We start from the raw sequence: 23,609 nt of genomic DNA on the forward strand, positions 1-23,609 counted from the left end.
GCCGCGGGTGATCAGGCGTCGGTCCAGGGCAGGGCGGCGCGCTCCCGCCCGTCCTGCCGGTCGCGCTGATCCAGGAGGCCGGCGAGGATCCCGTCCACCCGGTCGAGCCTGGCGTCCAGCGAGGCCACCAGCGCCTCGGCCTCGGCCAGCGCCGTCCGGGCCTCCCCGGCTCCCGGCCCGGCCTCCCCGGCGCCCGCCCCGGCTGGGTCGGACCCGTCCGGGGCGAGCGCCCGCGCCAGCTCCACGTCGGCGCGGGCGTGCAGCCGCAGTGCCGCCAACTGTTCGACCCGCTGGGCGCGCAGCGCGTCCAGGCGGTCCCGCAACCCGGCCAGGCGATCCTCGCCCTCGTCGAACCTCCGCTGTTCGAGGGCCAGTTGCTCGTCCACCGCGCTCGCGCGGGCCAGCCCCTCGCGGGTCTGCGGGGCGAGCGCGGCCAACTGTTCCTCGGTCAGCCGGACCAGCCGGTCGGCGCTGGTGCGCAGGGCGTCCTCGACACCGGTGTCCTTGCCGCGCAGCACCAGCAGCCGGGCGGTGATCGCCTCCTGCTGGCACGCCAGCGCGTCCAGCGCCGAGACGATCCGCTCCAGCCGCCGCAACTCGTCGACCTGGCGCCGGAGTCCGGCCAGTTCGGCGAGCCTGCGGCGCAGCTCCTCCTCGCGCCCGGCCAGCTCGTCGAGGGCCGTCCGCTCGGCGCGCACCGCGCGTCCGGCCTCGGCCAGCCGGTCGGCCAGCTCGCCGACGTCCCGGCGGACGGCCGCCCCGGCGAGGGCCGCGTCGAACAGCCCGGCGACGGCCTCCCCCAGCCCGGCCCCGGCGGTCAGCGCGTCGTCGAGCGCGTACACCGCCTCGAGCGCGGACACCCCGCCGGGGCCGGGCTCGATCCCGCCCAGCTCGGCGCAGACCCAGGTCAGCGCCGCCCCGAGGGCGTGCAGCGAGGCCGTGCCCGTGTCGTCCCCGGCCGCCTCCAGGGCCGCCGCGATGTCCCGCCTGGCCCGTTCCACTGCCACCCCCGACACCACGCCCACCCCCGAAGTCACGCCCTCCACCGGCCCGCACCCGGGCCCCGCCGGGCCCGATGGTAGCGGCGATCGAGCCCGGGGCGCCCCGGTCGGGCCGCCGCGCGCCCGCGCCGCCCCCGCCGCCGCCTGCGCCCCGGAAGCCGGGGCGGCGAGCTCTGCGAACAGCCGCCGCCGCTCCCCGCCCGGCGCTATCCTGCGGTCGTCGAGCCGACACACCGTATCGTCAACCGGGGTTCACCATGCCGGAGTTGCTTCGCTTCCAGGGTCCGGACGACTCCTCCCTGATCGTCGAGGTCGAGGACGACTCGCCCGGCATCGAGCTGGTCTCGCGGTCCGCGGAGGGCATCGCCGAGGCCGCGCACCAGCTCGACGACGCGCTCACCGCCTGCCGGCCCACCATCGAGTCCGTCCTGGCCGCGCTCAAGCACCTCAGGCCCGAGCAGATCGAGGTCTCCTTCGGCATCAAGCTGAACGCCGAGGCCGGCGTCGTCATCGCCAAGACCGCCGCCGAGGGCCACTTCGACGTCACCATGAGCTGGCGCTCCGCGCCGGCCGCCGACGGGAGCTGAGGGGCGGGAGCCGGGGGCGGGCGGGGTCGCGACATGGCGCTCAACCCGGCCCGCGCGCCCTGGGTGGTCAGCATCCAGCCGCACGGGCGGAACCTCCCGGAGGGCGGCGGCACCCTGATCACCGACCGCCTGCTGCTCACCTGCGCGCACGTCGTCGACCCGGGCACCCCCGCGGCCGCCCCGACCGCACCGGTGCTCGTCCGCTTCCCGTTCCTGCCGCCGCACGAGCCGATCCCGGCCCGGGTGATCCCCGACGGCTGGCACCCGCCCCGGGAGTGGACCGGCGACATCGCGGTGCTGCGGCTCGACTCCCCCGCCCCGCCCGGTGCCGAGCCCGCGCCACTGCGCCGCACCGACGCCGACGTCTTCGGCCACACCTTCCGCTCGTACGGGTTCCCCGCCGAACACAAGGTCGGCGGGGTGCCGATCCGCGGCGAGATCGTCGGCTACGCCGAGGGCGACTGGCTGCAGCTGGAGTCGACCGCGCAGACCGGCTGGGCCACCGAACCCGGCTTCTCCGGCGCGCCGTTGTGGAACCACACCCTGCAGGGCGTGATCGGCGTGATCGGCCGGCGGCAGAAGCCCGGCCGGGCCGACCGCCGGGTGGGCTTCGCGCTCTCCCTGGACCCGGTCGTCCGGCTCTGGCCCCCGCTGGGCCCGCTCGTCCGGGACGTCTCCGCGCAGGAGCGGCGCCAACGCCTCGCCCGGCTGCTCGCCGTCCCGCTCGCACCCAGCGGCGAACTGCCCCGGCTCGACCAGGTCGACCGGCACGACCTCGGCGTCAGCGAGTCCGTCTACACCGCCAACGGCTACGAGCCCTACGTGCAGCGCCCCACCGCGGACCGGGAACTGGACGCGGCCCTCGCCGCCGGCGGCTTCGTGCTCGTCCTCGGACGGTCCAAGGCGGGCAAGTCCCGCACCCTGCACGAGCGGCTCGCCCGCGCCCACGGCGAGGCCCGGATCGTCGTGCCCAGGCGCGGCCGGCGGGACCTGGAGGCGCTAGCCCGGGGCGCCCTGCCGCAGTCCGCCGGCCGGGTCGTCGTCTGGCTCGACGACCTGCACCACTACCTGCTCTCCGGGGCGCTCGACGCCCACGGGCTGGAGCTGCTGCTCCGCCACGACCCGCCCTGCCTGGTCGTCGGCACCCTCACCCACCGCCACCGCGAGGAACTGACCGGCCTGGACAACGAGGTCGGGCGGGCGACCCGCGATGTGCTGCGCCGGGCCAGGGTGGTCCACCTGCCGCACGAACTGTCCGAGGAGGAACGGCGCAAGGCCTCCGAGCTCTACCCGCAGGAGGACTTCTCGCTGCGCGGCATCGGCGAGATGCTGGTCGCCGCACCCGCGCTGGAGGCCCGCTTCGAGGCGGGCCTGGACAGCTGCCCGGAGGGCTGGCTGCTGGTCCGCGCCGCCACCGACTGGGCGCGCATCGGCGCACCCGTCCCACTCGACGAGCCCGCCCTGCGCGAACTCTTCGACCGGTACCTGCCGCACTTCCCCGCGCTCGACCTGGACCCGGGCGAGGAGCGGTTCCGCAACGCGCTCGCGTGGTCCCGCGACCGCGCCCAGGCGGGCATCGCGCTGCTCGTGCGGGCCCGGCTGGACGGCGGTCAGGGCGGCTACCAGGTCTTCCCGTACCTCGCCGAGTACGCCGACGCCGCGCCCGGCGACGCCGCCGTCGCCGATCCGGCCTGGGAGACCGCCGCCCGGCTGCTCACCGCCCCCGAGGACCTGCTCACCCTCGGCATGGTGGCCGCCGTCCGCAACCGCCCGGACGTCACCGAGGCGCAGCTGCGCCGGGTCGTCCGGGAGGACCAGGACGAGGAGCTCACCGGCGCCGCGGCCCTGCTGCTCGGCACCACCCTGATCTACCGTCGGGAGTTCACCGAGGCCGAGACGGTGCTGTGGCACGCCGCGGACTCGGGGCTGCCCAGCATCTCCGAGCTGGCCCAGGGCGAACTGGCCACCCTCCTCTCGGCCCGCGGCGAGCACGAGGCGGCCCGGGCGCTGCTGGAACGGGCCGTGACCGCCCAGGACCCGGACGTCTCGCTGCTCGCCCAGATCGGACTCGCCGGCGCGCTCTGGCAGTCGGGGGAGGTCGAGCAGGCCGAGCGGATGCTGACGGCCGTGCTCGCCCACGGCGTCGAGGAGATCCCGCCGCAGGCCACGGCCCGGCTCGGGCAGGCGCTGGTCGGCCAGGGCAGCGCGGCCGTGCTGACCGACGCGCCGGGCGTCGGCACGCCCGAGTACGGGAAGCGGACCCCGGCGCTGCGCGGCACCCCCGCCGGTGAGCCGCCCGCCGACCAGCCGTGGAGCCTGTCACGGGCCGTCGGGTCCTCCGTCGGCTCGTCGATCAGCGGCATGGCGCGGGCCGGCCTCGGCGGCATGCTGGTCCTGCGCGGGGAGCTGGACCGCGCCGAGGAGCTGCTGCGCTCGGTGCTCGCGGACGGCAACCCGGAGGCCCGGCCGATCGCCCGGGCCGCCCTGGGCGAACTGCTGATCGTGCGCGGCGACCACCGGGGTGCGGCGGAGCTGCTGGAGGTCGCCGTGGCGAACGGCGGCCCGTGGCTGGAGCCCGGGGCCCGGGTCTGCCTCGGCATCGCCCGCGTCCTGCTGGGCGAGACCGAGGAGGGCCTCGCGCACCTGCGGCAGGTGGCCGGCTCCGGCCACCCCGACCGGGGCCCGGAGGCGATGGCCGTCCTCGGCCACTGCCGGCTGGCGGACGACCCCGACGACGCCGCGCGCTGGCTGCGCCGGGCCGTCGCCAGCGGCCACCGGGACTGGAGCCTGATGGGCCGGGCCGGGCTGGCCTGCCTGCTGTACACCCGGGACGGGGACGACGAGACCGCCTGCGAGCTGCTGGCCGACGTGGTCGCCACCGGCCACCGCGACCACGCGCCGCACGCGGCCGACCTGCTCGGGGACGTCCACGCGCAGGAGGGCCGTCGGTCGCCGGCCGCCCGGGCCTACCGGACCGCGATCGCCTCCGGTCACCACGCGTGGTCCTGGCAGGCCCGGGTGGACCTGGCGCTGCTGCTCGTCTCCGGGATCGGCGACGCCGGGCCCCCGGCCGTCGACGGGAGCGACGGCGGGGCCGAGAAGGGCGAGGCGGACGGCTCGGCCCTTTCTGGTGGCCTCGAACTCCCGGACGGCGCAGGGTCGTCCGCCGTACCGGAGGGCCTGGTCACCGACGCGGACGTTGCGGAGGCCCTCGCCCTGCTCGCCGAGACGGCCCGCTGCCCCCACCCCCACCTCGGCCCGCAGGCCGCCGACCTGCTCGGCGACCTCCTGGCCGCCCAGGAGCGCTGGGAGGAGGCCGTCGACGCCTACCGGCGGGCCGTCGCGACGGACCACCCGGAGTGGTCCCTCGTCGCCCGCATCGACCTCGCCGTCCTGCTGGTGGACCTCGACCGCCCCGAGGAGGCGGAGCCGCTGCTGCTCGAACTGGTCGCCTCCGGCCACCCGGTGGCCGCCGGCATCGGCACGGCGCTGCTCGGCGTGCTCCTGGTGCTCACCCCCGGCCGCACCGCGGAGGGCGTCGCCCACCTGCAGCGCGCCGTCGACACCGCCGTCGGCCCGGCCCTGCAGCTCGCCCGCTTCCACCTGTCGATCCGGCGGATCGGGGCCGGGGACGACGCCGGTGCCGAGGAGTTGCTGCGCGCGGTGGTCGAGGACGAGCCCTCCGACGTCACCGGGTTCGCGCGGGCCCGACTCGCCGCGCTGCTGCTGGCACGCGGCGACGGGCCCGCGGCGGCGGACCTCCTGGTCGACCCGGAAGGCCCGGACGGCCCGGACGGAGCCGACGGCCCTGACGGTGCGGGCGGTGCGGGCGGCACGGGTGACCCGGTCTCCGCCCACGTCGCGGCCGGGGAGCTGCTGCTGGAGGTCGGCGAGACGGAGTCCGCCGTCCTGCTGCTGGAGGCGGCGCGGGCCCTGCCGCCGGGCCCGGACACCCCCCGCGCCACGGCCCTGCTCGGCATCGCGTTCCGCGCGCTGAACGACACCGTCCGCGCCCGGGACGTCCTGACCGAGGCCCTGGAGACCGCCGATCCGCCGCTCCACGACCTGGTCCGCCGGTACCTGGGCAGCACGCTGTTCCGCCTGCGCGAGTTCGCCCGCGCCGAGGAGGTGCTGCTCCCGGTCGCCGGGTCCCTGGACAGCCCGCACCTCCCGGAGGCACTGCTGCTGCTCGCCCGGGTCGTCGACAGCGTGCCCGGCCGGGAGGAGGACGCCGCCGGCTGGTTCGAGGCCGCGATCCGCTGCGGCGACCCCGACGCCGCCGGGCGCGCCCGCGCGGACTACGCGGTGCAGCTGCAGCGCCGGGGCGAGGACGCCCGCGCCCTGGAGGTGCTCGCCGCGGCCGCCCCGGAGCCTGCCGCGGTGCCCGCGGAGCCTGCGCCGGCCGTCGGCTCCGGAGCGGCCCCCGGGGGCGCCCCCCTCGCCGCAATCGCGAAGCCGACGCCGGTGCCGGCCCGCGGACGCCCCGCCCTGCCCGGTGGCGGCCTCCCACCGGACGACGCGCTCCCGCCGGCCGTCCTGCTGCTCCTGGCCGAGCTGGCCGACGCCGAGGACGAACCGCTCGAAGCCGCCTACTGGCGCACTCGCGCCGAACCCGGCTGCTGAGCCGGCCCGTCCGGACCCGAACGACCGCCTGCCACCTGGCCGTTCACCGGCCGCGGCCACCCGGGAGGGCGCTCCGCGGGCGCCGCCGGACGGCCGGAGGGAGCCCGAAGAAGGGCCCGCCATCAAGAAGATGATGGATTGTCATGACTGAAACAGCGCCCGGATGGGCATAACGCCGTCAGCCCACCGATGGGCCCGGCTGGCACTCCCCCACGAGGCCAACCGGACCCTGGCCGGCGACCGGGCCTGGACGTGACTCCCCCCACGGAGTGGCGACCAGGCCCGCATGCTGTTCAACCAGCGACACGCAGCGTACATGCCATATCAACGTACCGCTACTGCGCGGTGCCCCGACCGGGACCTCCGACCCCACCCGACGGACGGTTTCGGGACACACCACCGGTGCACCGCCCGGGCGGCCCCGGGCACGGAACCGCAGGTGACGGCGGATTACGGGCACCCCGGCCGACGGGTTCAGCCGGTCGCGCCGCCGTCCGGATCCGGACGGCGGCGCCCACCGGCGCGCGCCCGTCCGGCCGGGCGCTCCGACGGCAGGTGACGGGTGAACAACAGCGCGCCCGCCGTGATGCAGGTGCACCCGAGGATGGCCGCCTTGAGCCCCTGGATCTGTGCGTCCTGGTAGTGCTCGACCAGGACGGCCGCCTCCTCGGGCGGCAGCCCCGGCTGCTCCGCCAGCGCCGCCGCCACGTCGTCGGCCGGGACGAAGGACAGCCCCGCCTCGACCTTGATCCCGGCCTGCTCGGCCACGGCCGTCGAGACCCGCGGGTCCTCGGCGATCAACGTGGTGACGGAACTCGCGACCGCACCGACCAGGATCGCGCCGATCAGGGCCGTCCCCAGCGAGGACCCAAGGTTCTGCGCCGTGTACTGCAGGCCGCCGGCCTCGCTCCGCTCCTCCGACTCCACGCTGGACTGCACCGTGTTGCCCAACTGGGAGGCGAGCATCCCCATGCCGAGGCCCAGCAGGGTCATCGACCCGGCGAACGAGGCCCCGTGCAGCTCCGGCCCGATGGTGGTGATCAGCCACAGGGTGGCGGCGAACAGGACCAGCAGCCCCGCCCGGACGACGGTGCGCGGCGAGGCGATCCGCAGCAGCAGGGTGCCGCACATCGAGGCGACGAGCATCGCGGCGGACACCGGCAGCAGCTTCAGCCCCGTCTCGAAGGCGTCCAGGCCCTGGACGACCTGGAGGTAGAGCGGGATCACGAAGAACAGGCCCAGCAGCACGGTGTTCTGGTTGAACAGCGTCGCCAGGCCGGAACGCAGCGTCCGGTTGCCGAAGAGGTCCAGCGAGACCAGCGGGCTGAGGCCCCGGCGCTCGCGCCGTCGTTCATACCGGCCGAAGGCGTACACCAGCACGCCGCCGAAGCCGATGACGAACAGCGTCGGCGCGAACCCCAGGACGGTGAACGGCGGATTGCGGGGTTCCACCCAGCCCCAGGTGCCGCTCTGCAGCACCGCGAGGACCATCAGGGCCAGGCCTCCGGCGGACAGCACCACGCCGCCCGCGTCCAGCCGTGGCCGCTCGGCCGGGTCCGGCTCGTTCGTCGGCTGCGGCACCCAGCCCATCAGCAGCAGGATCACCACCACCAGCACCACCTCGCCGGCGAACACCAGCCGCCACGTCAGGTAGGTGGTGACCCAGCCGCCGAGCAGCGGGCCCACCGCGATGCCCGCGCCGGCGAGCCCGCCGATGACGCCGTACGCCACGGCCCGGTCGCGCCCGGTGTACGAGCCGGCCACCAGCGCGGCCAGGGCGGGCAGCACCAGGGCCGCGCCGAGGCCCTCGATCACGGACCAGCCCAGCGCGAGCACGCCCACCGTGGGCGCCACCGCCGTCAGGCCCGAGCCGATCCCGTAGACGACCATGCCGACCACGAAGACCCGCCGCCGCCCGAACATGTCGCCGACCTTGCCGCCGGTCAGCATGAAGGCCGCCATCACCAGCGTGTACAGGGTGATGACGGCCTGGATGGCGGTCACCTCGGTGTCGAAGTCCTCGACCAGCTGGCTGATCGACACGTTCATCACCGAGGCGTCGAGCACCATCAGGAACTGGGCGATCCCGAGCACGATCAGGGTCTTCCACCGGTTCACTGCGCCTCCCGGCCGTCCGGTGCGGCAACCGGGGCAGAGCGCCGGACCGCATGCCGCCGATGCTGCCAGCTACCGGGCGTCCGCGCCTTCCGGGCGGTGGACGCCTCCGGGTGCGGGAGCCGGCGCGCCCCCGCGCAGCGGTGAGGCCCCCCGCACCGGGGTCACCCCAGTGGGGTAGCCCTGCTCGCCGAACGCCGCGCACCGTCCTTGGCTGGTGCAGTGGCGCCTCCTCTTCCGGCGCCGCCGCACCACCCGGGCCGTCCAGGACGAGGAGCACCGCCCATGCCGCCGACCGAGCCGGACCAGCCGCCGTCCGACGAGCCCCAGCCGGGCCGACCGCAGGCCGGCGAGCCCCAGCCGGGTCAACCACAGCCCGGCCAACCCCAGCCGGACCAGCCGCAGGCCGACCGACCGCAGCCGGGCGAGACCGTGCCCGGCGGGCCGCAGCCGGGGCAACCGGCACCGGGCCGGCCCCAGCCGGGCCGGCCGCAACCAGCACAGCCCCAGCCGGGCGGAGCCGAGACCGAGGAGCTGGCGACGCTGCACCGCCGCGTCGCCCAGCTGGAGGCCGACGCCCGGGCCAGGCCCCAGCACCACCGGCTGCGCACCACCGGTTCGGTCGTCCTGGCGATCGTCGCCTCCCTGCTGGCCCTGCTCTCCGTGATCGCCGTCTGGGCGCACGACGAGATCACCGACACCAACCGGTTCGTCTCGACGATGGCACCGCTGGCCAAGAACCCGGACGTGCAGAACGCGCTCGCCAACCGCATCACCACCGCCGCGACCGACCAGATCGACGTCAAGGCCCTCGTCAACGACCTCTCCCAGGCCGCCGCCGAACAGGGCGTGCCGCCCAAGCTCGCCCAGCTGCTGGGCGGACTGACCGGGCCGCTGGAGGGCGCGCTGACCAACCTCGTCCACAGCGCCGCCGAGAAGGTGGTCACCAGCGACGCCTTCGCCACCGTGTGGCAGGAGGCGGTGCGCGCCGGGCACGCCACCATGGTCAAGGCACTCACCGGCCAGGGCGGCGGCGCGGTGCAGCTCAAGAACGACGAGGTGGTGATCGACATCGGGCCGATGGTCGACCGGGTCAAGACCTCCCTGGTCGACGCCGGCTTCGCACCCGCGAGCAAGATCCCGCAGGTGCACACCGACTTCGTGGTCTTCTCCTCCCCCGACCTCGCCAAGATCAAGGGCGGGTTCCGGCTGCTGGAGATCCTCGGCCGCTGGATGCCGGTCATCACGGCGCTGGTCGCCGCCGCGGCCGTGCTCACCGCCTTCAACCGGCGCCGCGCCCTCGTCGGCACCGCCCTGGGCATCGCCGCGGCCATGCTGCTGCTCGGCATCGCCCTGACCGTCTTCCGCTCGTACTTCCTCGACCACCTGCCGTCCGACGCCTCCCCGTCCGCGGCGGCCGCCGTCTACGACGCCCTGGTGACCTACCTGCGGACCGGGGTCCGGGTGGTCGGCTTCCTGGCCCTCGTCGTCGCGCTCGGGGCGTTCTTCATCGGCCCCTCCCGCGCCGCAGCGACCGTCCGCTCGGTGTCCGGGCACGGCGTCGCGGCGCTGCGCTCCTCCGCCGACTCGGTGGGCTTCCGGGGCGGCCCGGTGGAGCGCTTCGTCCGCCGCTACAAGCGCTGGACGGGCGTCGCGATCCTGGTCGTCGCCGCCGTGATCTTCGCCTTCTGGGACCACCCGACGGCCATGGTGGTGTTCTGGTTCGCCGTGGTGGTGCTGCTGGCCTTCGCGATCCGCGAGTTCCTCGCCCCGGCCTACCCCGTCGCCCCGGCGCCGCCGAAGGCCTCCGCACCGCCCGCGCCCCCGGCGCCGCCCGCTCCCCCGGCCGGTCCCGCCGGTCCCGCCGGTCCCGCCGGTCCCGCCGGGAGCGCCACCGCCTGACCGGAGGGACGGGTCCACCGTCCGGCGCCGGCCGCGCTCCGTCGACCGGCCGGCGCCGGTGGCACTCCGTCGACCGTCCGCGCAACCGCACGCGCACCACGCGCGTCTACGGCGCTGTAGACGTTCACTCCCCAGCCGACTGCCGTTAACCTGAACGACCGGCCGGGGAGAGGACCCGTTCGCCACGGCGGCCCGCCAGCCGCCCGCACCCTTCGGAGAACAGCGCACCCATGACCACTCCCGCCCAGCTCGCCGCCCTCGACGGCGCGGGCATCGACGGCAGCCTCTACACGACGGTCACCGACTTCGCCCGGCACACCGCGTGGCTGAACGGCCCGATGACCGCCTACACCAGCTACGGCATCGGCCTGTTCGCGCTGTTCATGCTGGCCGGCTGGTGGACCGCCCGCCGCGGGAGCGACCGCGTCATGGCCGCCGCGCTCGCCGCCCCCGTCGCCGCCGTCCTCGCCTACCTCGCGAACGACGCCATCAAGAGCGTCTTCACCGAACCCCGCCCGTGTCGCGCCCTGCCGCACGACTTCCTCCTGGAGGCCTGCCCCGCCCCCGACGACTGGGCCTTCCCGTCCAACCACACCACCGTCGCGGCCGCCGTCGCCGCAGCGCTCGTGCTGGTCGACCGCCGGCTCGCCGCCGTCGCCGCGCTCGCCGCACTGCTGATGGCCTTCTCCCGGGTCTACGTCGGCGCCCACTACCCGCACGACGTCGGCGTCGCGCTCGTCACCGGCGCCCTCGTCTCGCTCGCGGTGACCGCCGCGGCCCGCAGCCTCGCCGCACCGGCGGTCGGCCGGCTGCGCGGCGGGGCGCTGCGCCCGCTCCTGCGGGCGGCCTGACGCCGCCGTCCGCCCCCGCCGTCCGCACGCCGGTGCCCGGTCCGCTCCCCGTCGGGAGCGGACCGGGCACCGGCGCGTAGGCCCCGCTACGAGGTGTCGCCGCGCCGGGGCGCAGGTGGCCGCCGCGCGGGCGCCTGCCGCGCGGGCGCCTCCGCCACCGGGAGGCGGGGCAGCGCGTAGGGGTGGTGGTCGCGCAGGTAGCCGATGAGGTGCTCGCGCAGACGGCAGCGGAGCTCGAACGCGTCGTCGGCGTCGGCCGCCGTGGCCAGTGCCCGGACGACGATCGTGGTGGGGGTGGTGTCGACGACCTGGAGGGCGCTGCCCCGGCCGTCCCACAGCTCGCTCTTGGCCAGGAACTCCTCGAACTCCTCCCGCAGCAGGCCAACCGGGGCATGGTGGTCCAGGTGCAGCAGCGCCGTCCCGGTGATCCGGCTGGAGCGGCGGGACCAGTTCTCGAACGGCCGGCCGACGAAGTAGGACATCGGCATCACCAGCCGGCGCTGGTCCCAGGTCGCGATCACCACGGCCGTCAGGGTGATCTCCTCCACCGTTCCCCACTCGCCGGCCACCACCACGACGTCGCCGATCCGGGCCAGGTCCCCGAAGGCCATCTGGACCCCGGCGAAGACGTTGGCGAGCGTGCTCTGCGCGGCCACGCCCGCCGCCACGCCGACCAGCCCAGCCGAGGCCAGCAGACTCGTCCCGACGACGCGGACCACCGGGAAGGTCATCAGGACGGCGCCCAGGGTCGCGACGGCGACGATCGCCTGGCCGATCCGGCCGAGCAGGCTGGCCTGCGTCCGGGCACGGCCCGCCCAGGCCGGGTCGCGCCGGTGCACGGCGAGCCGGACGGCGCCGTCCACGAGGAGCACCACCAGCCGGGCGCACAGCCATCCGCCCGAGGCGATGGCGAGGATCACGCTCAGGTGCCGCAGGCCCTCGCGGGCGGCGGGCGGCGCGTCGATCCAGGGCTGCGCGGCGGCGAGCAGCAGGCACCCGGTGAGCGCCAGGACGGGCCGGCGGCACCTGCGCACCGTACTCAACACGCCGGTGGCGCTCCCCGGAGCCTCCAGGCGCCGCGCCACCACCCGCGCCAGCCGGTCGAGGCCGTAGGTGACGAGGGCGGCTGCGACGCCGACGACGGCGAGGCGGAGCAGACTCCACCACATCTCTCCTGCTCTCCTTCCCGCTCCGGGTTCTCACTCCGGTTCCCACGTCGGCGGTTCGGGCGGCTCGCCCGGCTCGGGCGGCTCGGGCGGGCGGCTCGGGCGGGCGGCTCAGTCGGGCGGCTCGGGCACCCGGGGACGGACCGGTTGCGGCGTGTCCGGGCCACCGGGCCCCGGGGCCGGATCCGGCGGCGGCACCGGCGAGCCGGGCGGCGCCGGGGGGTCGGGCACCACCGGAGGGCCGGGCGGCCGGGTCGGTGCCGGGGGCTCCGGGGGCGGCGGCGGGAGGCCGGGCTGGGCGGGTGCGACGGTCATCGGGTGTTCCTCTCGGTGGTGCGGCGGGTCAGGCGGCCAGCAGGTCCGCCAGGCCCTGGTCCCAGTCGATCCGGGTGTGCTCCGACCCGGGCGGGACGACCCGGGCGGTCGCGGCCAGGAACCCGTCGACCGCGTCGACGGAGGCGGCGAGCAGGGCGATGCCCTCGGCGCCGGCGAGCGCGATCAGCACGCGGGTGTCGTCGAACAGCTCGATGTGCACGTCCCCCTCGCCTGCGGGCGCCCGCAGGCCGGCGATGAGCAGGTCACGGGAGAGCGTCCACACCGAGCCCGCCTGGTAGGAGCCGAAGTCCAGGTCCACGGTGTGCGGGGCGTCGGCCCGGAAGGACCAGTCGACGTCCAGGTCCCGGCTGCGTTCGTCGCCGGTCATCAACCGCATCGTGATCCGGGCCGTAAGACGTTCCATGGAGTGGGTTCCCCTTTCCCGGGTTCCGCCGGTCCGGGGCGGCCACGGACTCCCGTGACCGTCCCGGACCGGCCCTTCATTTCCGGCGCGTCCGGCGGGCCGCGCCGGGCGGGTGTGGCTCGTGGGCTGTGCATGCGGTCGTTCCGCGCGTCCGGCGCGTCACCGCTCCTCGGTCACATGATCCGACCGCCGTAGAAGGGGTCGTAGTAGGCCCCGAAGCGTGCGCGGCTGTCGGCCTCCTGCTCGGGACCGTCCTCGTCGATGTCCGGGCTGTTCTTGATCTCGTCCTTGGACCGGTCGACGTAGACCCGCTGCTCCGCGATCTCGATGCGCGTCACCGTGCCGGCCGGGAGCAGCACCCGCCGGCCGAAGATCCACGGGCCGGTGTCGACCACCAGGTACTGCTCACCGACCACCTCGGACAGCTTGTCGACCTTGCCGATCGAGCCGTCGGTGGCCTCGACGTGGAAGCCGATGAGGTCGGTGCCGGCGGTGTGCCCGGCGGCGGTGCGGAACTCCCAGATGTCACGGCGCTCGGTCATGACTGCCTCCGTTCGTCTCCTCGCGGACCGGGCCGCCCTCGGCGGGCCCGGTGTGTCGTGACGGCTCGGCTGCCCCCGATCCCGCACTTCATGCCACCCGACTTCCGACGGCCGGGCGTCAGTCACCCTGCGGCCCGGCCGCCGCCCGCTCGACGTGGTGCTTGAAGTCGTTCAGGTCGTCGATGACCCGGCGGTCGACGAAGCCCAGCGCTTCCGCGAGGTGCTCCCAGATCCCGTGCGGCTCGATCTCCAACTGCAGCATCACCCGGGTCGTCCGGTCGTCCACGTGGTGGAAGGTCACCACGCCGCTGTGCCGCACCTCCCCGGCGCCGCCGTCCCAGGCCACCCGCTCGCCCTCCACCACCTCCGTCGTCACGGCCTCGAACTCCCGCCGCCCGCCCGCCGTCCCGACCACCCAGCTGCTGCTTCCGGGGCCGGACACGTCGACGCTCACCACGCCCCGCATGAACTGCGGGAAGTCCTCGCACCGGACCCACTGCCCGTAGACCTCGTCGAGCGGCGCCGCCACCTCGACCGACTCCTCGATCCGCCCCATCGTCGTCTCCTCCTCATCGGGAAACCGCTCCCCGCGGCCGCCGCCGACGCGACGGCCCGCGCGGATCCGGGTGCCCCGATCCCCGCCCGGCATGCACGGAGCGCAGCGACTCCGTCACGCCCGCGGCCGCCCGGCGCCCACCACCCGCCCGGGCGCCCCGCCATGCACCCGCCCGATCGTCCACACACAATCCTCACACCCGGAAGACGCATGCCTCCGGCCTCGGCGGGTACCCAGGGACGGACCGTACGCCGAGGGGAAAGGACCGACATGGCCACGACCAGTGACGAACTCCTCCACCGCGTGACAGCCCCGACCGGGAACGAGGCCCCCGCGGTCGACGTGCCCGGCGTCGCCGGATCCGGCGCCCGGGAACTCGCCGTCGCGCCGGAGCTCGCCGGGATCGAGGACCCGCGCAAGGTCGCACCCGCCGACGCGCGCGAACTGACCCGGGTCCTGCTGGCCCGGCTCGCCACGCTCGAGGAGGGCACCCGCGAGTACTCCTACGTGCGCGGCACCCTGATCGAGCTCAACCTGTCCCTGGTCCGGTTCGCGATCCGGCGCCTGGGCAACCGTCAGGAGCCCGACGAGGACCTGATCCAGGTCGGCTCGGTCGGCCTGATCAAGGCGATCGACCGCTTCGACCCCGACTACGGCGCGGAGTTCACCACCTTCGCCCTGCCGACCATCCTCGGCGAGATCCGCCGCCACTTCCGCGACACCACCTGGGCCGTGCACGTCCCGCGCCGCATGCAGGAGCTGCGCATCGACCTCGCCAAGGCGCGCGACGTGCTGGTCCAGCGCCTCGGCCGCGCACCGACGGTCCGCGAGCTCTCCGAACACCTCGACCTGGCCGAGGAGGAGGTGATCGAGGGGCTCGCCGCCGCCAACGGCCACACCGCCGGCTCGCTCGACTCCCCCGCCATCGAGGGCGAGGAGGAAGCCAGCCCGCTCGCCCAGCGCCTCGGCCTGGAGGACACGCGGTTCGCCACGATCGAGAACCTGGTCGTCCTCAAGCCCCTCATCGCCGCCCTCCCGGAACGCGACCGGCTCATCCTGTCCATGCGCTTCGGCGAGGAGCTCACCCAGTCCCAGATCGGCGCCCGCCTCGGACTGTCCCAGATGCACGTCTCGCGCCTCCTCAGCCGCACGCTGAGGAAACTGCGCGAGGACCTCACCACCACCGCCTGAGCCGGAACGCGGTGCGAGAAGCACGCCCGACGCTGCGCACGTCACCCGGGGCCTGGCCGAGCCCCGGGTGACGTGCGTAGGCTCGTGGAGCACACCCGTGGAGGGGACACGACGACGATGCCAGCCGAGATGACGATGCCTGCAGAGAACGAGTCCACGACCGTGCCGGTCGCCGGCCACTACCAGCCGAAGGCCCTGTCCGAACCCGACCTGGACGTCCGGACCTGGCACACCGACGACCGGGCGGCCGTGTGCGCCCTCGCGGGCGACCTCGACATCGAGACCCTGGCGCCCGCCAGGGCGGCGCTCGACGACCTGCTGCGCGGCCACCCGCCGCTGCTCGTCGTCGACCTCGGACGGGTCGACTTCTGCGACTCCTCCGGCCTGAACCTGCTGCTGCAGTCCAGGATGGCGGCCACCACCGCGGAGGTGGAGTTCCGCCTCGCGGCCCCCTCGGCCACGGTCCTCCGGCTGCTTGAACTGACCTGCGCCGACACGGTGTTCTCCATCCACCCGACCCTCGACACCGCACTCACCGCACCGCTCTGACCGGCCCGCTCCCGATCGACACCGGCCCCCCCGGGGACGGAACCGGCCCACGACACGCATAATCCGTCAGTGACCGGGAAACCGAGCAGGCAACACGGACCACAGCGCCGACTCCGAAGGGGCCCCCGCACATGACGACGAGCCGGGCAACCCTGGACGACGACCGTCCGGACGCCGGCCCCACGCTGCCACCCGGCGGACAACGCCGGCGACTGCACCTGGCCGGGCTGCCCAAACCCGTCGCCCGCGCCAGGGCGTTCACGGCCCAGGCCATCGCCGACTGGTCGTGGCCGACGGACGCCGAGGGCGCCGACGACATCGTCCTGCTCGTGGCCGAACTGGTCGCCAACGCCATGCTGCACGCCGGCGGCCCCGTGTTCCTGCTCCTCGACGCCTCGGAGACCCGTCTGCGCATCGAGGTCGCCGACGGCTCGACGACCCTGCCGGAGCCCCGCGTGCCCCACCGCCCCGGCCTGCCCGGCGGCTACGGGCTCTTCATCGTCCAGAAGGCCGCCACCCGCTGGGGCGCCGTCCCCCACGCCGACGGCAAGTCCGTCTGGGCCGAGATCGACGCCCTCCCGACCCCCTGACCCACCCGCCCCCGCCGGCCCGCGGCACCGCTAGACCACCGACACGCCGGGTCACCCGTCCGAGTCGGGGCGTGGTCAGGGAGTGGACGGGGTCGAGGGTGAGTTTGTGGCCGCGGTGGACGGGGTGGTGGTGGGTGTCGGGGAGGGGGTGGTGGGGGCGGGGGCGACTTGGAGGCCGGTGATGTGGCCGTCGGCGGTGAGGAAGTACTGGAGGCCCGCGTAGCCCGGGGTGACGAGGATGCCCTGGGTCATCTTCGGCAGCTGGCTGGAGCGGGCGAGTTCGGCGCCGCTGCCGGCGTCGCGCCACACGACCTGTTCGGTGGTGTACTTCTTGAGGCCCTGGAAGAACTTGACGGGGATGTCGGTGCCGATCAGGACGCGCTGGTTCGTGGGGCCGAGCAGGGTGGTGAAGCTGAGCGTCGTCTGGTCCTGCGTCCAGGCGACCGACAGCGTGCCGTTCGTGAGGTCGAGTCCGGCGAGCTTGCCCGCGCCCGCGTCCATCGCGTAGACCCGGTTGTTCTCGGGGTCGACCGAGACCATCGACGGGATGAAGCTGTTCTTGGTGCCGCTGTCGGCGAAGGGCTGGACGTTCGCCACCTTGGTCGAGTCGCTCTGGGAGACGGCGACCACGCTCATCGGGGTCGAGGTCGGTTTGCCGCCGTTGGTCATCGCGACGACGTGGTCGTTGATGACGGCCATGGCGGAGGCGGCCGTCTGGCCGTCCTTGAGGTAGGGCACCGGCCCCCAGGTGGGGTCGGGGGCGAAGGCGGCGTTCTGGTAGGTGTAGCGGTAGAGCTTGGTCGCGCCGGGCAGGTAGATCTCCTGGGTGCCGTTGAGCGTCGCGGTGGTGACCCGCCCGCCCATCATCTCGGGCAGGGTGACCTGGGAGACCACCTGGAGGCTCTTCGGGTCGATCGCCACCATGACCGAGGGCGGTGCGGACATCGGGTCGGGGCAGTTCAGGAAGGCGCTGAACCCCTGCTCCGTGCAGCCGGGTTGGCGGTTCACGGTCTTGGCGACGATGGTGCCGTCGGGGAGCGCGTCGTAGCCGTTGTAGGCGGTGTCGCGGGGGGCCGACTGCCCGGTGGGGAGGGTGGTGCGGGCGAGGACGTCGCCGGTCGCCGGGTCGATCCGGGCGATGTGGTAGCCGTAGATCACCACCAGGCTGCCGTCGGCGAGGACGTTCAGGACGCCGGGGTAGTTCCATTCGTCGGTCGCGTTGGTGTTGATGAGGACGCTGCGCCAGACCTCGTTGTAGGTGCCGGGTTCGACCCGGGAGACGAAGGAGCCGGAGGCGCCCGGGTCGTCGCCGTAGCCGCCGCCGTAGACGTAGAGCTCGTCGGGGCCGCGGTCGACGATGTTGTACGGCGTGGCGTAGACCTGCTGCGAACTGTACGCGTACACCTGGTTCCCGGACGGCGCGCCGGTGTAGTGCGCACAGGCGTAACGGTGCGTCCGGTTGGAGTCGTGCACCTCGAAGGCGGCGATGGTCGGGTACCAGGGGGCGTTGCCCTCCTGGGCGGCGCAGGACCGCTCGTCCTGGACGAGGGCGGGGTCGCCGACCAGCGGGCCGCCGGCGGCGGTCTCGTCGGCGGGCGGGGAGCTTCCGTGCGATCCGGCCGGGCGCGGCGCGGAGCCGGAGCTGGAGCATCCGGAGAGCCCGAGGAGCACGGCCATGGCGGCGGCGGCCAGCCGCGGGAGGGACGACCGGATGCGCAAGGGGGCTCCTGGGGTCGGATCGGGGTGCCGGTGTGCGGCCCGGTCCGACACCTGGCCGCGGACCAGGCTCGCAGCGCGTCCGCGGTCGGCCGCACCGACACGCCGGGCCGCTCACCCGTGCGGGCGCGACGGCTGGCGCGGCGGCGGCGGTCGCGCGGAGGGCGCGCGGCAGTCGCGCGGAGGGCGCGCGGAGGGCCCGGGACGGCACAGGGGCCGGGGCCGCCACCGGGTGGTGGCGGCCCCGGCCGTACCGGGCTCCTCGTCCGGGCCGACCGACCGCAGCCCGGCCGACGGTGCGGGTGTGAGCCCTACGGGTAGGCCACCACGGTCGACGGCGTGGTGGAGGTCCCGGAGGTGGCGGCGCCGGTGCCGTCGATGACGTGGTTGTACTGGCCCTTGCCGCCGAGGGAGACGACCAGCAGGTCGTGGAACCGGACGCCGGCACGGGTCGGCGCCTCGAAGCCGTGGTCCATGCGGATGGTCGGGTCCACGTTGAAGTAGCAGTAGCTGCCGAGGCCCCAGCCCTCGTGGACGGTCACGTTGTCGTCGACCTTGTAGGCGGCGTAGCCGAGGGTGGATCCGTTCTGGATCGAGGCCTGGTCGGGGGCGTCGTAGGCCTTCTCGTTCTGGAAGAAGACGGTGCGGCCGCGTTCGCCGGACCACTCGACGTCGTACTTCTTGAAGTGTTCGACGAACAGCCCGGTGCCGAGCACGTCGGCGCCGCGGACGACCAGGCCGTAGTCGGCGGGGTTGACGTCCCAGCCGACGCCGGTGCCGTGGTCGGCCCGCCAGATCCAGGTGTGGTCGACGATCACGTCGTTGCTGTTGACGACGATGCCGGTGGTGGTGGCACCGGCGCCGGCGCCACCGACCCGGACGAACACGTCCTGGAGGGTGGTCGGGTCGGCGGCGTGGTTGCCCTTGGCCCCGTCGGGGCCGACCTGGACCAGGACGGAGGAGCGGACCGGGCCGGCGTCGACCAGCAGGCCGGCGAGCCGTACGCCGTCGACGTCGCCGACCTGGACGGCCGTCACCCCGTTGTCGGGCACCAGGGTGGCCAGGCCGAGGCCGAGCACCACGGTGTCGGGCCGGGTGACGGCGATCGGCCGGTCGAGGTGGTAGACGCCGGGGGTGAACAGCAGGTCGAGGCCCTGGGCGAGGGCCGCGTTGACGGTCGCCGCGGTGGCGCCCGGCTTCACGACGTAGAAGTGGCTGAGCGGGCGCGACTCGCCCTGGGGGGTGCCGTCCCAGGAGACGCCGCGGGCGTCGGTGCGCTTGGCCGGGACGAACACCTTGTAGTCGGCGCCGTCGAGGTAGAGGAAGGGCTTCTCGCGGGAGATCGGCGTGGTGTCCAGCGTGGTGTAGGGCGGGTTGGGGAAGCTCTGGGCGGGCGCGCCCTGGACGCCGGAGAACACCTGGTTCCAGACGCCGTTGGTGAATCCGCCGATCGCGCTGTCGCGGGTGTACCACTGCTGCTGGGAGTAGTTGCCGACGCTGCCGTCGATGCGGCTGTCGGCGATGTAGCCGCCGCTGGCCCAGCCGTAGCCGGCGGGCGAGAGGTTGAGGCCGCCCTTGACGTGCATCCGGCGGAACGGGGCCGCCTGGGCGACGGCCCAGCGGTCGGTGCCGTTGACCGGGTTGAGGGCGAGGTTCTCGGCGGAGCGCCAGAAGTTCTGGGTGGCGTTGCCGTTGAACCAGCCGGCGTCGACGGTGACGTCCCCGTTGACGGTGGTGTCGTCGGGTCGCAGGCCCAGGCCGGCGATGGAGGTGTAGAACCCGAGTTGGACGTTGAGGTTGCCGCCGTACGTGCCGGGCTTGAACAGCAGTGCGTAGCGCTCGGAGCCGAACTGGTTGGACTCCTGCTGCTTGAAGACCCGGTCGACGGTGGCCTGGATGCCGGGCGTCGACGGGTCGAAGACGAGCACGTTGGGCCCGAGGTCCCCGCCGCCCTGGACCGGCGGCACGTCGGAGGTGCCGACCTGGAGCTCCCACAGCGAGTAGCCCCATTCGGTGCCCCGGGCCTGGCCGTTCAGGCGGAGGTAGCGGCCGCTGCCGGTGACCGGGATGGTCTCGGTGCCGCCCTTGCCGCTGGTGGTGCCGTACAGGGTGCGCCAGGAGGAGCCGTCGTCCGACACCTGGATCTGGTACGAACTCCCGTACGCCGTCTCCCAGGCGAGGACGACCCGGCAGACCTGGCGGACCGCGCCGAGGTCGACCTGCAGCCACTGGGGGTCGGCGAAGGCGGAGGACCACCGGGTGCCGGGGTCGCCGTCCACGGCCGCGCCGGCCGGCGTGCCCGCGTTCTCGGTGCTCGAGGCGGTGGCGGGCCGGCCCTTGGCCGCGTTGTCGGTGCCGCAGTCCGCGCCCGCGGCAACGGGGGCGGGGACGGGGGCGCTGGCGGCACCGGCGGCCGGGCCGGAAGCGGCGGCGGCCGGGTGGGCGGGGGTGGCGGCGGCCGGGGAGGGCACCGCCAGGGCTGACACGAGGAACACGAGCAGGCCCAGGACGGCGCCCGGCAGCGGACGCCGGCGTGCTGAAGAATGCCTCATCGGCATGTCCCTTGGTGAGGTGGGTGGGGGTGGCCGGTGGCGCACGGCCGCGGCACCGGCCCTTGGGCGGGCTCACCGGGCCACGGCGATGGGGGTCCACCGGCGGGACGGGTCGGGGGATCGCCCGGGCCTCTGGTCCGGGGACCGTCCCTGACGGGGAGTCTCCGGCCGCCGCAGCGCACTGTCAACCCGTCCTGCCCCACTTTCGTCATGGCGTGAACTATGCGCTGGCATCGGAGAGATGCGAACGATCCGGGGTCCGCCCGCCGGAATCCAGGAAGTCCGACAGCGGCAGGGTGGCGGCCCCCATGGTCACGGCCTCCGGCCCCAGGGTCCCGAGCACGATCAGGGCGTGCTCGTACGGGAAGCGCAGCGCGTACCCGGTGGCGGCGGCGCGGATGCCGGGGAGCAGCCGGGGCCCGAGCCGCAGTCCGGCCCAGCCGCCGATCACGATCCGCTCCGGGTTGAACAGGTTGACCAGGTCGGCGATCCCCGCCCCGAGGTACTCGGCGGCCTCGTCCAGCAGTCCGACGGCCGCCGGCTCCCCGGCCTCGGCCGCCGCGAGCAGCGCCGCCAGCCCGGCCTTCTCGTCGCCCGGCGGGGCCGCGCCCCAGCGTTCGACGAGGGCCTCGGCGCCGACGTAGGCCTCCAGGCAGCCACGGGCGCCGCAGCGGCAGCGCCGCCCGCCGACGTGCACCTTGGTGTGCCCCCACTCCCCCGCGCTGCTGCTCGCCCCGCGGTAGCGCGCGCCGTCGGCGATGACGCAGGCCCCGACGCCGGAGCCGAAGAGCGCCACCACCGCGTGCCGGGCACCGCGCCCGGCACCGAACCACATCTCGGCCTGCCCGAGCGTCTTGGCCCCGTTGTCGACGAACAGCGGCAGCGCGGTGCCGGCGCGCAGCAGGCGGCCGAGCGGGACGGCGTCCCAGCCGACGGTCTGGCCGTGCACGACGACGCCCAGCCCGTCCGTACCGGGGGCGCCCTGGTCGACGATGCCGGGCACGCCGACGCCGACGCCGAGCACCGCCCCGGGAGCGGTGCCGGTGCGTTCGAGCACGTCGGCGAGGCCGGCGAGGATCAGCTCCGCCACGTGGCCGGCGTCGCGCCCCCGGTCGGTGAGCGGCCGGTCGCTGGCGGCCAGTTCGGTGCGGGTCAGGTCGAACAGGCCGACCCGGACCTGGGTCTCGCCCACGTCGACGCCCACCAGTCTGGCCCGGCCGGCGGCGACCCGCAGCATGGTCCGCGGACGGCCGCCGTCGGAACCCACCGAGCCGCACTCCTCGATCAGGCCGTCGGCCAGCAGCTCACCGGTCACGTTGCTGACGGAGCCCGCGCTGAGCCCGGTGAGGGCGCCCAGCTCCTGCCGGCTGAGCGGCCCGTCGAAGTACAGCCTCCGCAGCACGGTGGACCGGCTGCCCCTGCGCAGGTCGCGCACCGTGTTCCAGCCTCGCCCGGTCACGGGCACCCCTCCTGACGATCAGTCACCGATGGTCCGATCCCTTGACGCGTGGCGACCCACGGCCTTTAAATCACGCCGTGAAGTAAGCCGCTGCACAGCGTACTTCCCTTCGTCTCCGGATCGCATTCCCTCCCCCGAACCCGTCCGAGAGGGGCGCCACCATCATGCCCATCAGCCGCACGGCCGCGGCCGCCTCGCTGGCCGCCGCACTGGTCCTCACCGCCACCGCCTGCGGCGGCCAGGGCGCCGGCGACAACAGCAGCCCCACCGCGCTCACCTACTGGGCGTCCAACCAGGGCACCAGCCTGGACGACGACCGCCGGGTCCTGGAACCCGAGTTGAAGAAGTTCGAGCAGCAGACGGGGATCAAGGTCAAGCTGGAGGTCGTCCCCTGGTCCGACCTGCTGAACCGGATCCTCGCCGCGACCACCTCCGGCCAGGGGCCCGACGTCCTCAACATCGGCAACACCTGGTCCGCCTCCCTGCAGGCGACCGGCGCCCTGCTGCCCTTCGACGCCGCCGCCCTCGACCGGACCGGCGGCAAGGACCGCTTCCTGCCCTCCGCACTCGCCTCCACCGGCGCCACCGGGCAGGACCCGGCGGCCCTGCCGCTCTACTCGATGGCCTACGGCCTGTACTGGAACAAGCGGCTCTTCGCCGAGGCGGGCATCGACCACCCGCCCGCGACCTGGGAGGAGCTGGTCGCCGACGGGCACCGGCTCACCTCCGGGGACCGCTACGGCCTCGCCCTCGAGGGCGGCAACGTCTCCGAGAACGTCCACCACGCCTTCACCCTCGCCAAGCAGCAGGGCGCCGACTTCTTCGACGCTTCCGGCCGGCCCGCCTTCGACAGCCCCGGCGCGGTGGCCGCGGTCAAGCAGTACGTCGGACTGCTCGGTACCGAGAAGATCGCCGCCCCGGGCAACGCCGAGTACGGCAACAACCAGTCCGTCACCGACTTCGCCACCGGCCGGGCCGCCATGCTGCTGTGGCAGTCCGCCGGGGCGAACCTCGCCTCGCACGGGATGAAGCCCGAGGAGTACGCCGTCGCCCCCGTCCCCGCGCCCGCCGGCGCCGCCGGGGCCCGGGCCACCACCTCCATGGTCGCCGGCATCAACCTCGCCGTCTTCCGCAACAGCCACAACGCCGACGGCGCGCTGAAGTTCGTGAAGTTCCTGACCGGCACCGAGGAGCAGGTCCAGCTCAACCGGGCCTACGGCTCGATCCCGCCGGTCAAGGAGGCCCAGGCCGACCCGGCCTTCGCCACGCCCGAGCTCAGGACCCTCGCCGACGTGCTCAGGACCAGCTCCGCGCCGCTGCCCCAGGTCACCGAGGAGAGCCAGTTCGAGACCCTGGTCGGCACCGCGGTGAAGAACCTGATGGGCGCCGCCGCCGCGGGCCGGCCCGTCACCGACGACACGGTGCGGGCCGAGCTCGGCAAGGCCCAGCAGCAGATGCCGGCCCGCTGAC

17 protein-coding genes are annotated in these 23,609 nt (G+C 74.8%); 8 read left to right on the forward strand and 9 right to left on the reverse strand.

What is annotated here, in order from left to right; translation table 11 throughout:
* Window positions 1-11: 11 nt before the first annotated feature.
* Complete coding sequence (locus tag ACIRS1_RS21820; protein WP_402842308.1) at window positions 12-1,007, reverse strand: hypothetical protein; 996 nt, start codon at window positions 1,005-1,007, stop codon at window positions 12-14.
* Between the two features lie 251 nt (window positions 1,008-1,258).
* Here ACIRS1_RS21820 and ACIRS1_RS21825 point away from each other — a divergent pair, with 251 nt between their 5' ends.
* Both ACIRS1_RS21825 and ACIRS1_RS21830 read left to right on the forward strand, forming a co-directional pair.
* A complete protein-coding gene (locus tag ACIRS1_RS21825) occupies window positions 1,259-1,588 on the forward strand; it encodes a CU044_2847 family protein (RefSeq protein WP_402842311.1) in 330 nt (109 codons plus the stop codon).
* Window positions 1,589-1,621: 33 nt separating this feature from the next.
* The gene (locus ACIRS1_RS21830) at window positions 1,622-6,211 is read left to right on the forward strand and encodes a tetratricopeptide repeat protein (protein ID WP_402842314.1); all 4,590 of its coding nucleotides are present in this window, start codon (window positions 1,622-1,624) and stop codon (window positions 6,209-6,211) included.
* Between the two features lie 474 nt (window positions 6,212-6,685).
* Here the strand turns inward: ACIRS1_RS21830 and ACIRS1_RS21835 are convergent, their stop codons facing one another.
* Window positions 6,686-8,329: an MFS transporter gene (locus tag ACIRS1_RS21835; protein ID WP_402842317.1), complete on the reverse strand. Its 1,644-nt coding sequence runs from the start codon at window positions 8,327-8,329 to the stop codon at window positions 6,686-6,688.
* A gap of 282 nt (window positions 8,330-8,611) precedes the next feature.
* Between ACIRS1_RS21835 and ACIRS1_RS21840 the strand changes: the two genes are divergently transcribed.
* Together ACIRS1_RS21840 and ACIRS1_RS21845 are read left to right on the forward strand one after the other, a co-directional pair.
* Complete coding sequence (locus ACIRS1_RS21840) at window positions 8,612-10,228, forward strand: proline-rich domain-containing protein (RefSeq protein WP_402842320.1); 1,617 nt, start codon at window positions 8,612-8,614, stop codon at window positions 10,226-10,228.
* A gap of 230 nt (window positions 10,229-10,458) precedes the next feature.
* The gene (locus tag ACIRS1_RS21845; RefSeq protein WP_360214729.1) at window positions 10,459-11,079 is read left to right on the forward strand and encodes a phosphatase PAP2 family protein; all 621 of its coding nucleotides are present in this window, start codon (window positions 10,459-10,461) and stop codon (window positions 11,077-11,079) included.
* Between the two features lie 86 nt (window positions 11,080-11,165).
* Here ACIRS1_RS21845 and ACIRS1_RS21850 read toward each other — a convergent pair whose 3' ends face one another.
* The 4 genes from ACIRS1_RS21850 to ACIRS1_RS21865 all read right to left on the reverse strand — a co-directional run bounded on the left by ACIRS1_RS21850 (window position 11,166) and on the right by ACIRS1_RS21865 (window position 14,082).
* On the reverse strand, window positions 11,166-12,248 hold the full coding sequence (locus ACIRS1_RS21850) for a mechanosensitive ion channel domain-containing protein (RefSeq protein ID WP_360214727.1): 1,083 nt from the start codon (window positions 12,246-12,248) through the stop codon (window positions 11,166-11,168).
* Window positions 12,249-12,588: 340 nt separating this feature from the next.
* On the reverse strand, window positions 12,589-12,984 hold the full coding sequence (locus ACIRS1_RS21855) for an SsgA family sporulation/cell division regulator (protein WP_363365384.1): 396 nt from the start codon (window positions 12,982-12,984) through the stop codon (window positions 12,589-12,591).
* A 173-nt stretch (window positions 12,985-13,157) separates the two neighbouring features.
* Window positions 13,158-13,526, reverse strand: a complete 369-nt coding sequence (locus ACIRS1_RS21860) for a PRC-barrel domain-containing protein (RefSeq protein ID WP_360214723.1) — start codon at window positions 13,524-13,526, stop codon at window positions 13,158-13,160.
* Between the two features lie 118 nt (window positions 13,527-13,644).
* The gene (locus tag ACIRS1_RS21865; RefSeq protein WP_402842325.1) at window positions 13,645-14,082 is read right to left on the reverse strand and encodes an SRPBCC family protein; all 438 of its coding nucleotides are present in this window, start codon (window positions 14,080-14,082) and stop codon (window positions 13,645-13,647) included.
* A 270-nt stretch (window positions 14,083-14,352) separates the two neighbouring features.
* Here ACIRS1_RS21865 and ACIRS1_RS21870 point away from each other — a divergent pair, with 270 nt between their 5' ends.
* The 3 genes from ACIRS1_RS21870 (at window position 14,353) to ACIRS1_RS21880 (ending at window position 16,412) form a co-directional block, all read left to right on the forward strand.
* Window positions 14,353-15,273: a SigB/SigF/SigG family RNA polymerase sigma factor gene (locus tag ACIRS1_RS21870; RefSeq protein ID WP_402842328.1), complete on the forward strand. Its 921-nt coding sequence runs from the start codon at window positions 14,353-14,355 to the stop codon at window positions 15,271-15,273.
* A gap of 129 nt (window positions 15,274-15,402) precedes the next feature.
* On the forward strand, window positions 15,403-15,822 hold the full coding sequence (locus ACIRS1_RS21875; protein ID WP_360214718.1) for an STAS domain-containing protein: 420 nt from the start codon (window positions 15,403-15,405) through the stop codon (window positions 15,820-15,822).
* 131 nt (window positions 15,823-15,953) lie between these two features.
* Window positions 15,954-16,412, forward strand: coding sequence for an ATP-binding protein (locus tag ACIRS1_RS21880; protein WP_402842330.1), 459 nt, complete (start codon window positions 15,954-15,956; stop codon window positions 16,410-16,412).
* A gap of 75 nt (window positions 16,413-16,487) precedes the next feature.
* Here ACIRS1_RS21880 and ACIRS1_RS21885 read toward each other — a convergent pair whose 3' ends face one another.
* The 3 genes from ACIRS1_RS21885 to ACIRS1_RS21895 all read right to left on the reverse strand — a co-directional run bounded on the left by ACIRS1_RS21885 (window position 16,488) and on the right by ACIRS1_RS21895 (window position 22,139).
* Complete coding sequence (locus ACIRS1_RS21885; RefSeq protein WP_402842332.1) at window positions 16,488-18,131, reverse strand: hypothetical protein; 1,644 nt, start codon at window positions 18,129-18,131, stop codon at window positions 16,488-16,490.
* Window positions 18,132-18,439: 308 nt separating this feature from the next.
* Complete coding sequence (locus tag ACIRS1_RS21890; protein WP_402842335.1) at window positions 18,440-20,680, reverse strand: discoidin domain-containing protein; 2,241 nt, start codon at window positions 20,678-20,680, stop codon at window positions 18,440-18,442.
* Window positions 20,681-20,900: 220 nt separating this feature from the next.
* On the reverse strand, window positions 20,901-22,139 hold the full coding sequence (locus ACIRS1_RS21895) for an ROK family protein (RefSeq protein WP_402842338.1): 1,239 nt from the start codon (window positions 22,137-22,139) through the stop codon (window positions 20,901-20,903).
* A 164-nt stretch (window positions 22,140-22,303) separates the two neighbouring features.
* On the opposite strand from ACIRS1_RS21895, the gene ACIRS1_RS21900 reads away from it, so the two are divergent.
* Complete coding sequence (locus tag ACIRS1_RS21900) at window positions 22,304-23,608, forward strand: ABC transporter substrate-binding protein (RefSeq protein WP_402842340.1); 1,305 nt, start codon at window positions 22,304-22,306, stop codon at window positions 23,606-23,608.
* The last annotated feature ends 1 nt before the right edge of the window (window position 23,609 follow it).

The sequence above is a fragment of the Kitasatospora sp. NPDC101176 genome (genome assembly GCF_044768035.1).
Taxonomy (GTDB): domain Bacteria; phylum Actinomycetota; class Actinomycetes; order Streptomycetales; family Streptomycetaceae; genus Kitasatospora.

What these genes read in the sequence shown, in the direction of transcription:
- ACIRS1_RS21825 (WP_402842311.1), top strand. Translation starts at nt 1,259, where the DNA reads ATGCCGGAGTTGCTTCGCTTCCAGGGTCCGGACGACTCCTCCCTGATC.
- ACIRS1_RS21875 (WP_360214718.1), top strand. Translation starts at nt 15,403, where the DNA reads ATGACGATGCCTGCAGAGAACGAGTCCACGACCGTGCCGGTCGCCGGC.
- ACIRS1_RS21845 (WP_360214729.1), top strand. Translation starts at nt 10,459, where the DNA reads ATGACCACTCCCGCCCAGCTCGCCGCCCTCGACGGCGCGGGCATCGAC.
- ACIRS1_RS21840 (WP_402842320.1), top strand. Translation starts at nt 8,612, where the DNA reads ATGCCGCCGACCGAGCCGGACCAGCCGCCGTCCGACGAGCCCCAGCCG.
- ACIRS1_RS21860 (WP_360214723.1), bottom strand. Translation starts at nt 13,526, where the DNA reads ATGACCGAGCGCCGTGACATCTGGGAGTTCCGCACCGCCGCCGGGCAC.
- ACIRS1_RS21880 (WP_402842330.1), top strand. Translation starts at nt 15,954, where the DNA reads ATGACGACGAGCCGGGCAACCCTGGACGACGACCGTCCGGACGCCGGC.
- ACIRS1_RS21830 (WP_402842314.1), top strand. Translation starts at nt 1,622, where the DNA reads ATGGCGCTCAACCCGGCCCGCGCGCCCTGGGTGGTCAGCATCCAGCCG.
- ACIRS1_RS21890 (WP_402842335.1), bottom strand. Translation starts at nt 20,680, where the DNA reads ATGAGGCATTCTTCAGCACGCCGGCGTCCGCTGCCGGGCGCCGTCCTG.
- ACIRS1_RS21865 (WP_402842325.1), bottom strand. Translation starts at nt 14,082, where the DNA reads ATGGGGCGGATCGAGGAGTCGGTCGAGGTGGCGGCGCCGCTCGACGAG.
- ACIRS1_RS21855 (WP_363365384.1), bottom strand. Translation starts at nt 12,984, where the DNA reads ATGGAACGTCTTACGGCCCGGATCACGATGCGGTTGATGACCGGCGAC.
- ACIRS1_RS21870 (WP_402842328.1), top strand. Translation starts at nt 14,353, where the DNA reads ATGGCCACGACCAGTGACGAACTCCTCCACCGCGTGACAGCCCCGACC.
- ACIRS1_RS21850 (WP_360214727.1), bottom strand. Translation starts at nt 12,248, where the DNA reads ATGTGGTGGAGTCTGCTCCGCCTCGCCGTCGTCGGCGTCGCAGCCGCC.
- ACIRS1_RS21900 (WP_402842340.1), top strand. Translation starts at nt 22,304, where the DNA reads ATGCCCATCAGCCGCACGGCCGCGGCCGCCTCGCTGGCCGCCGCACTG.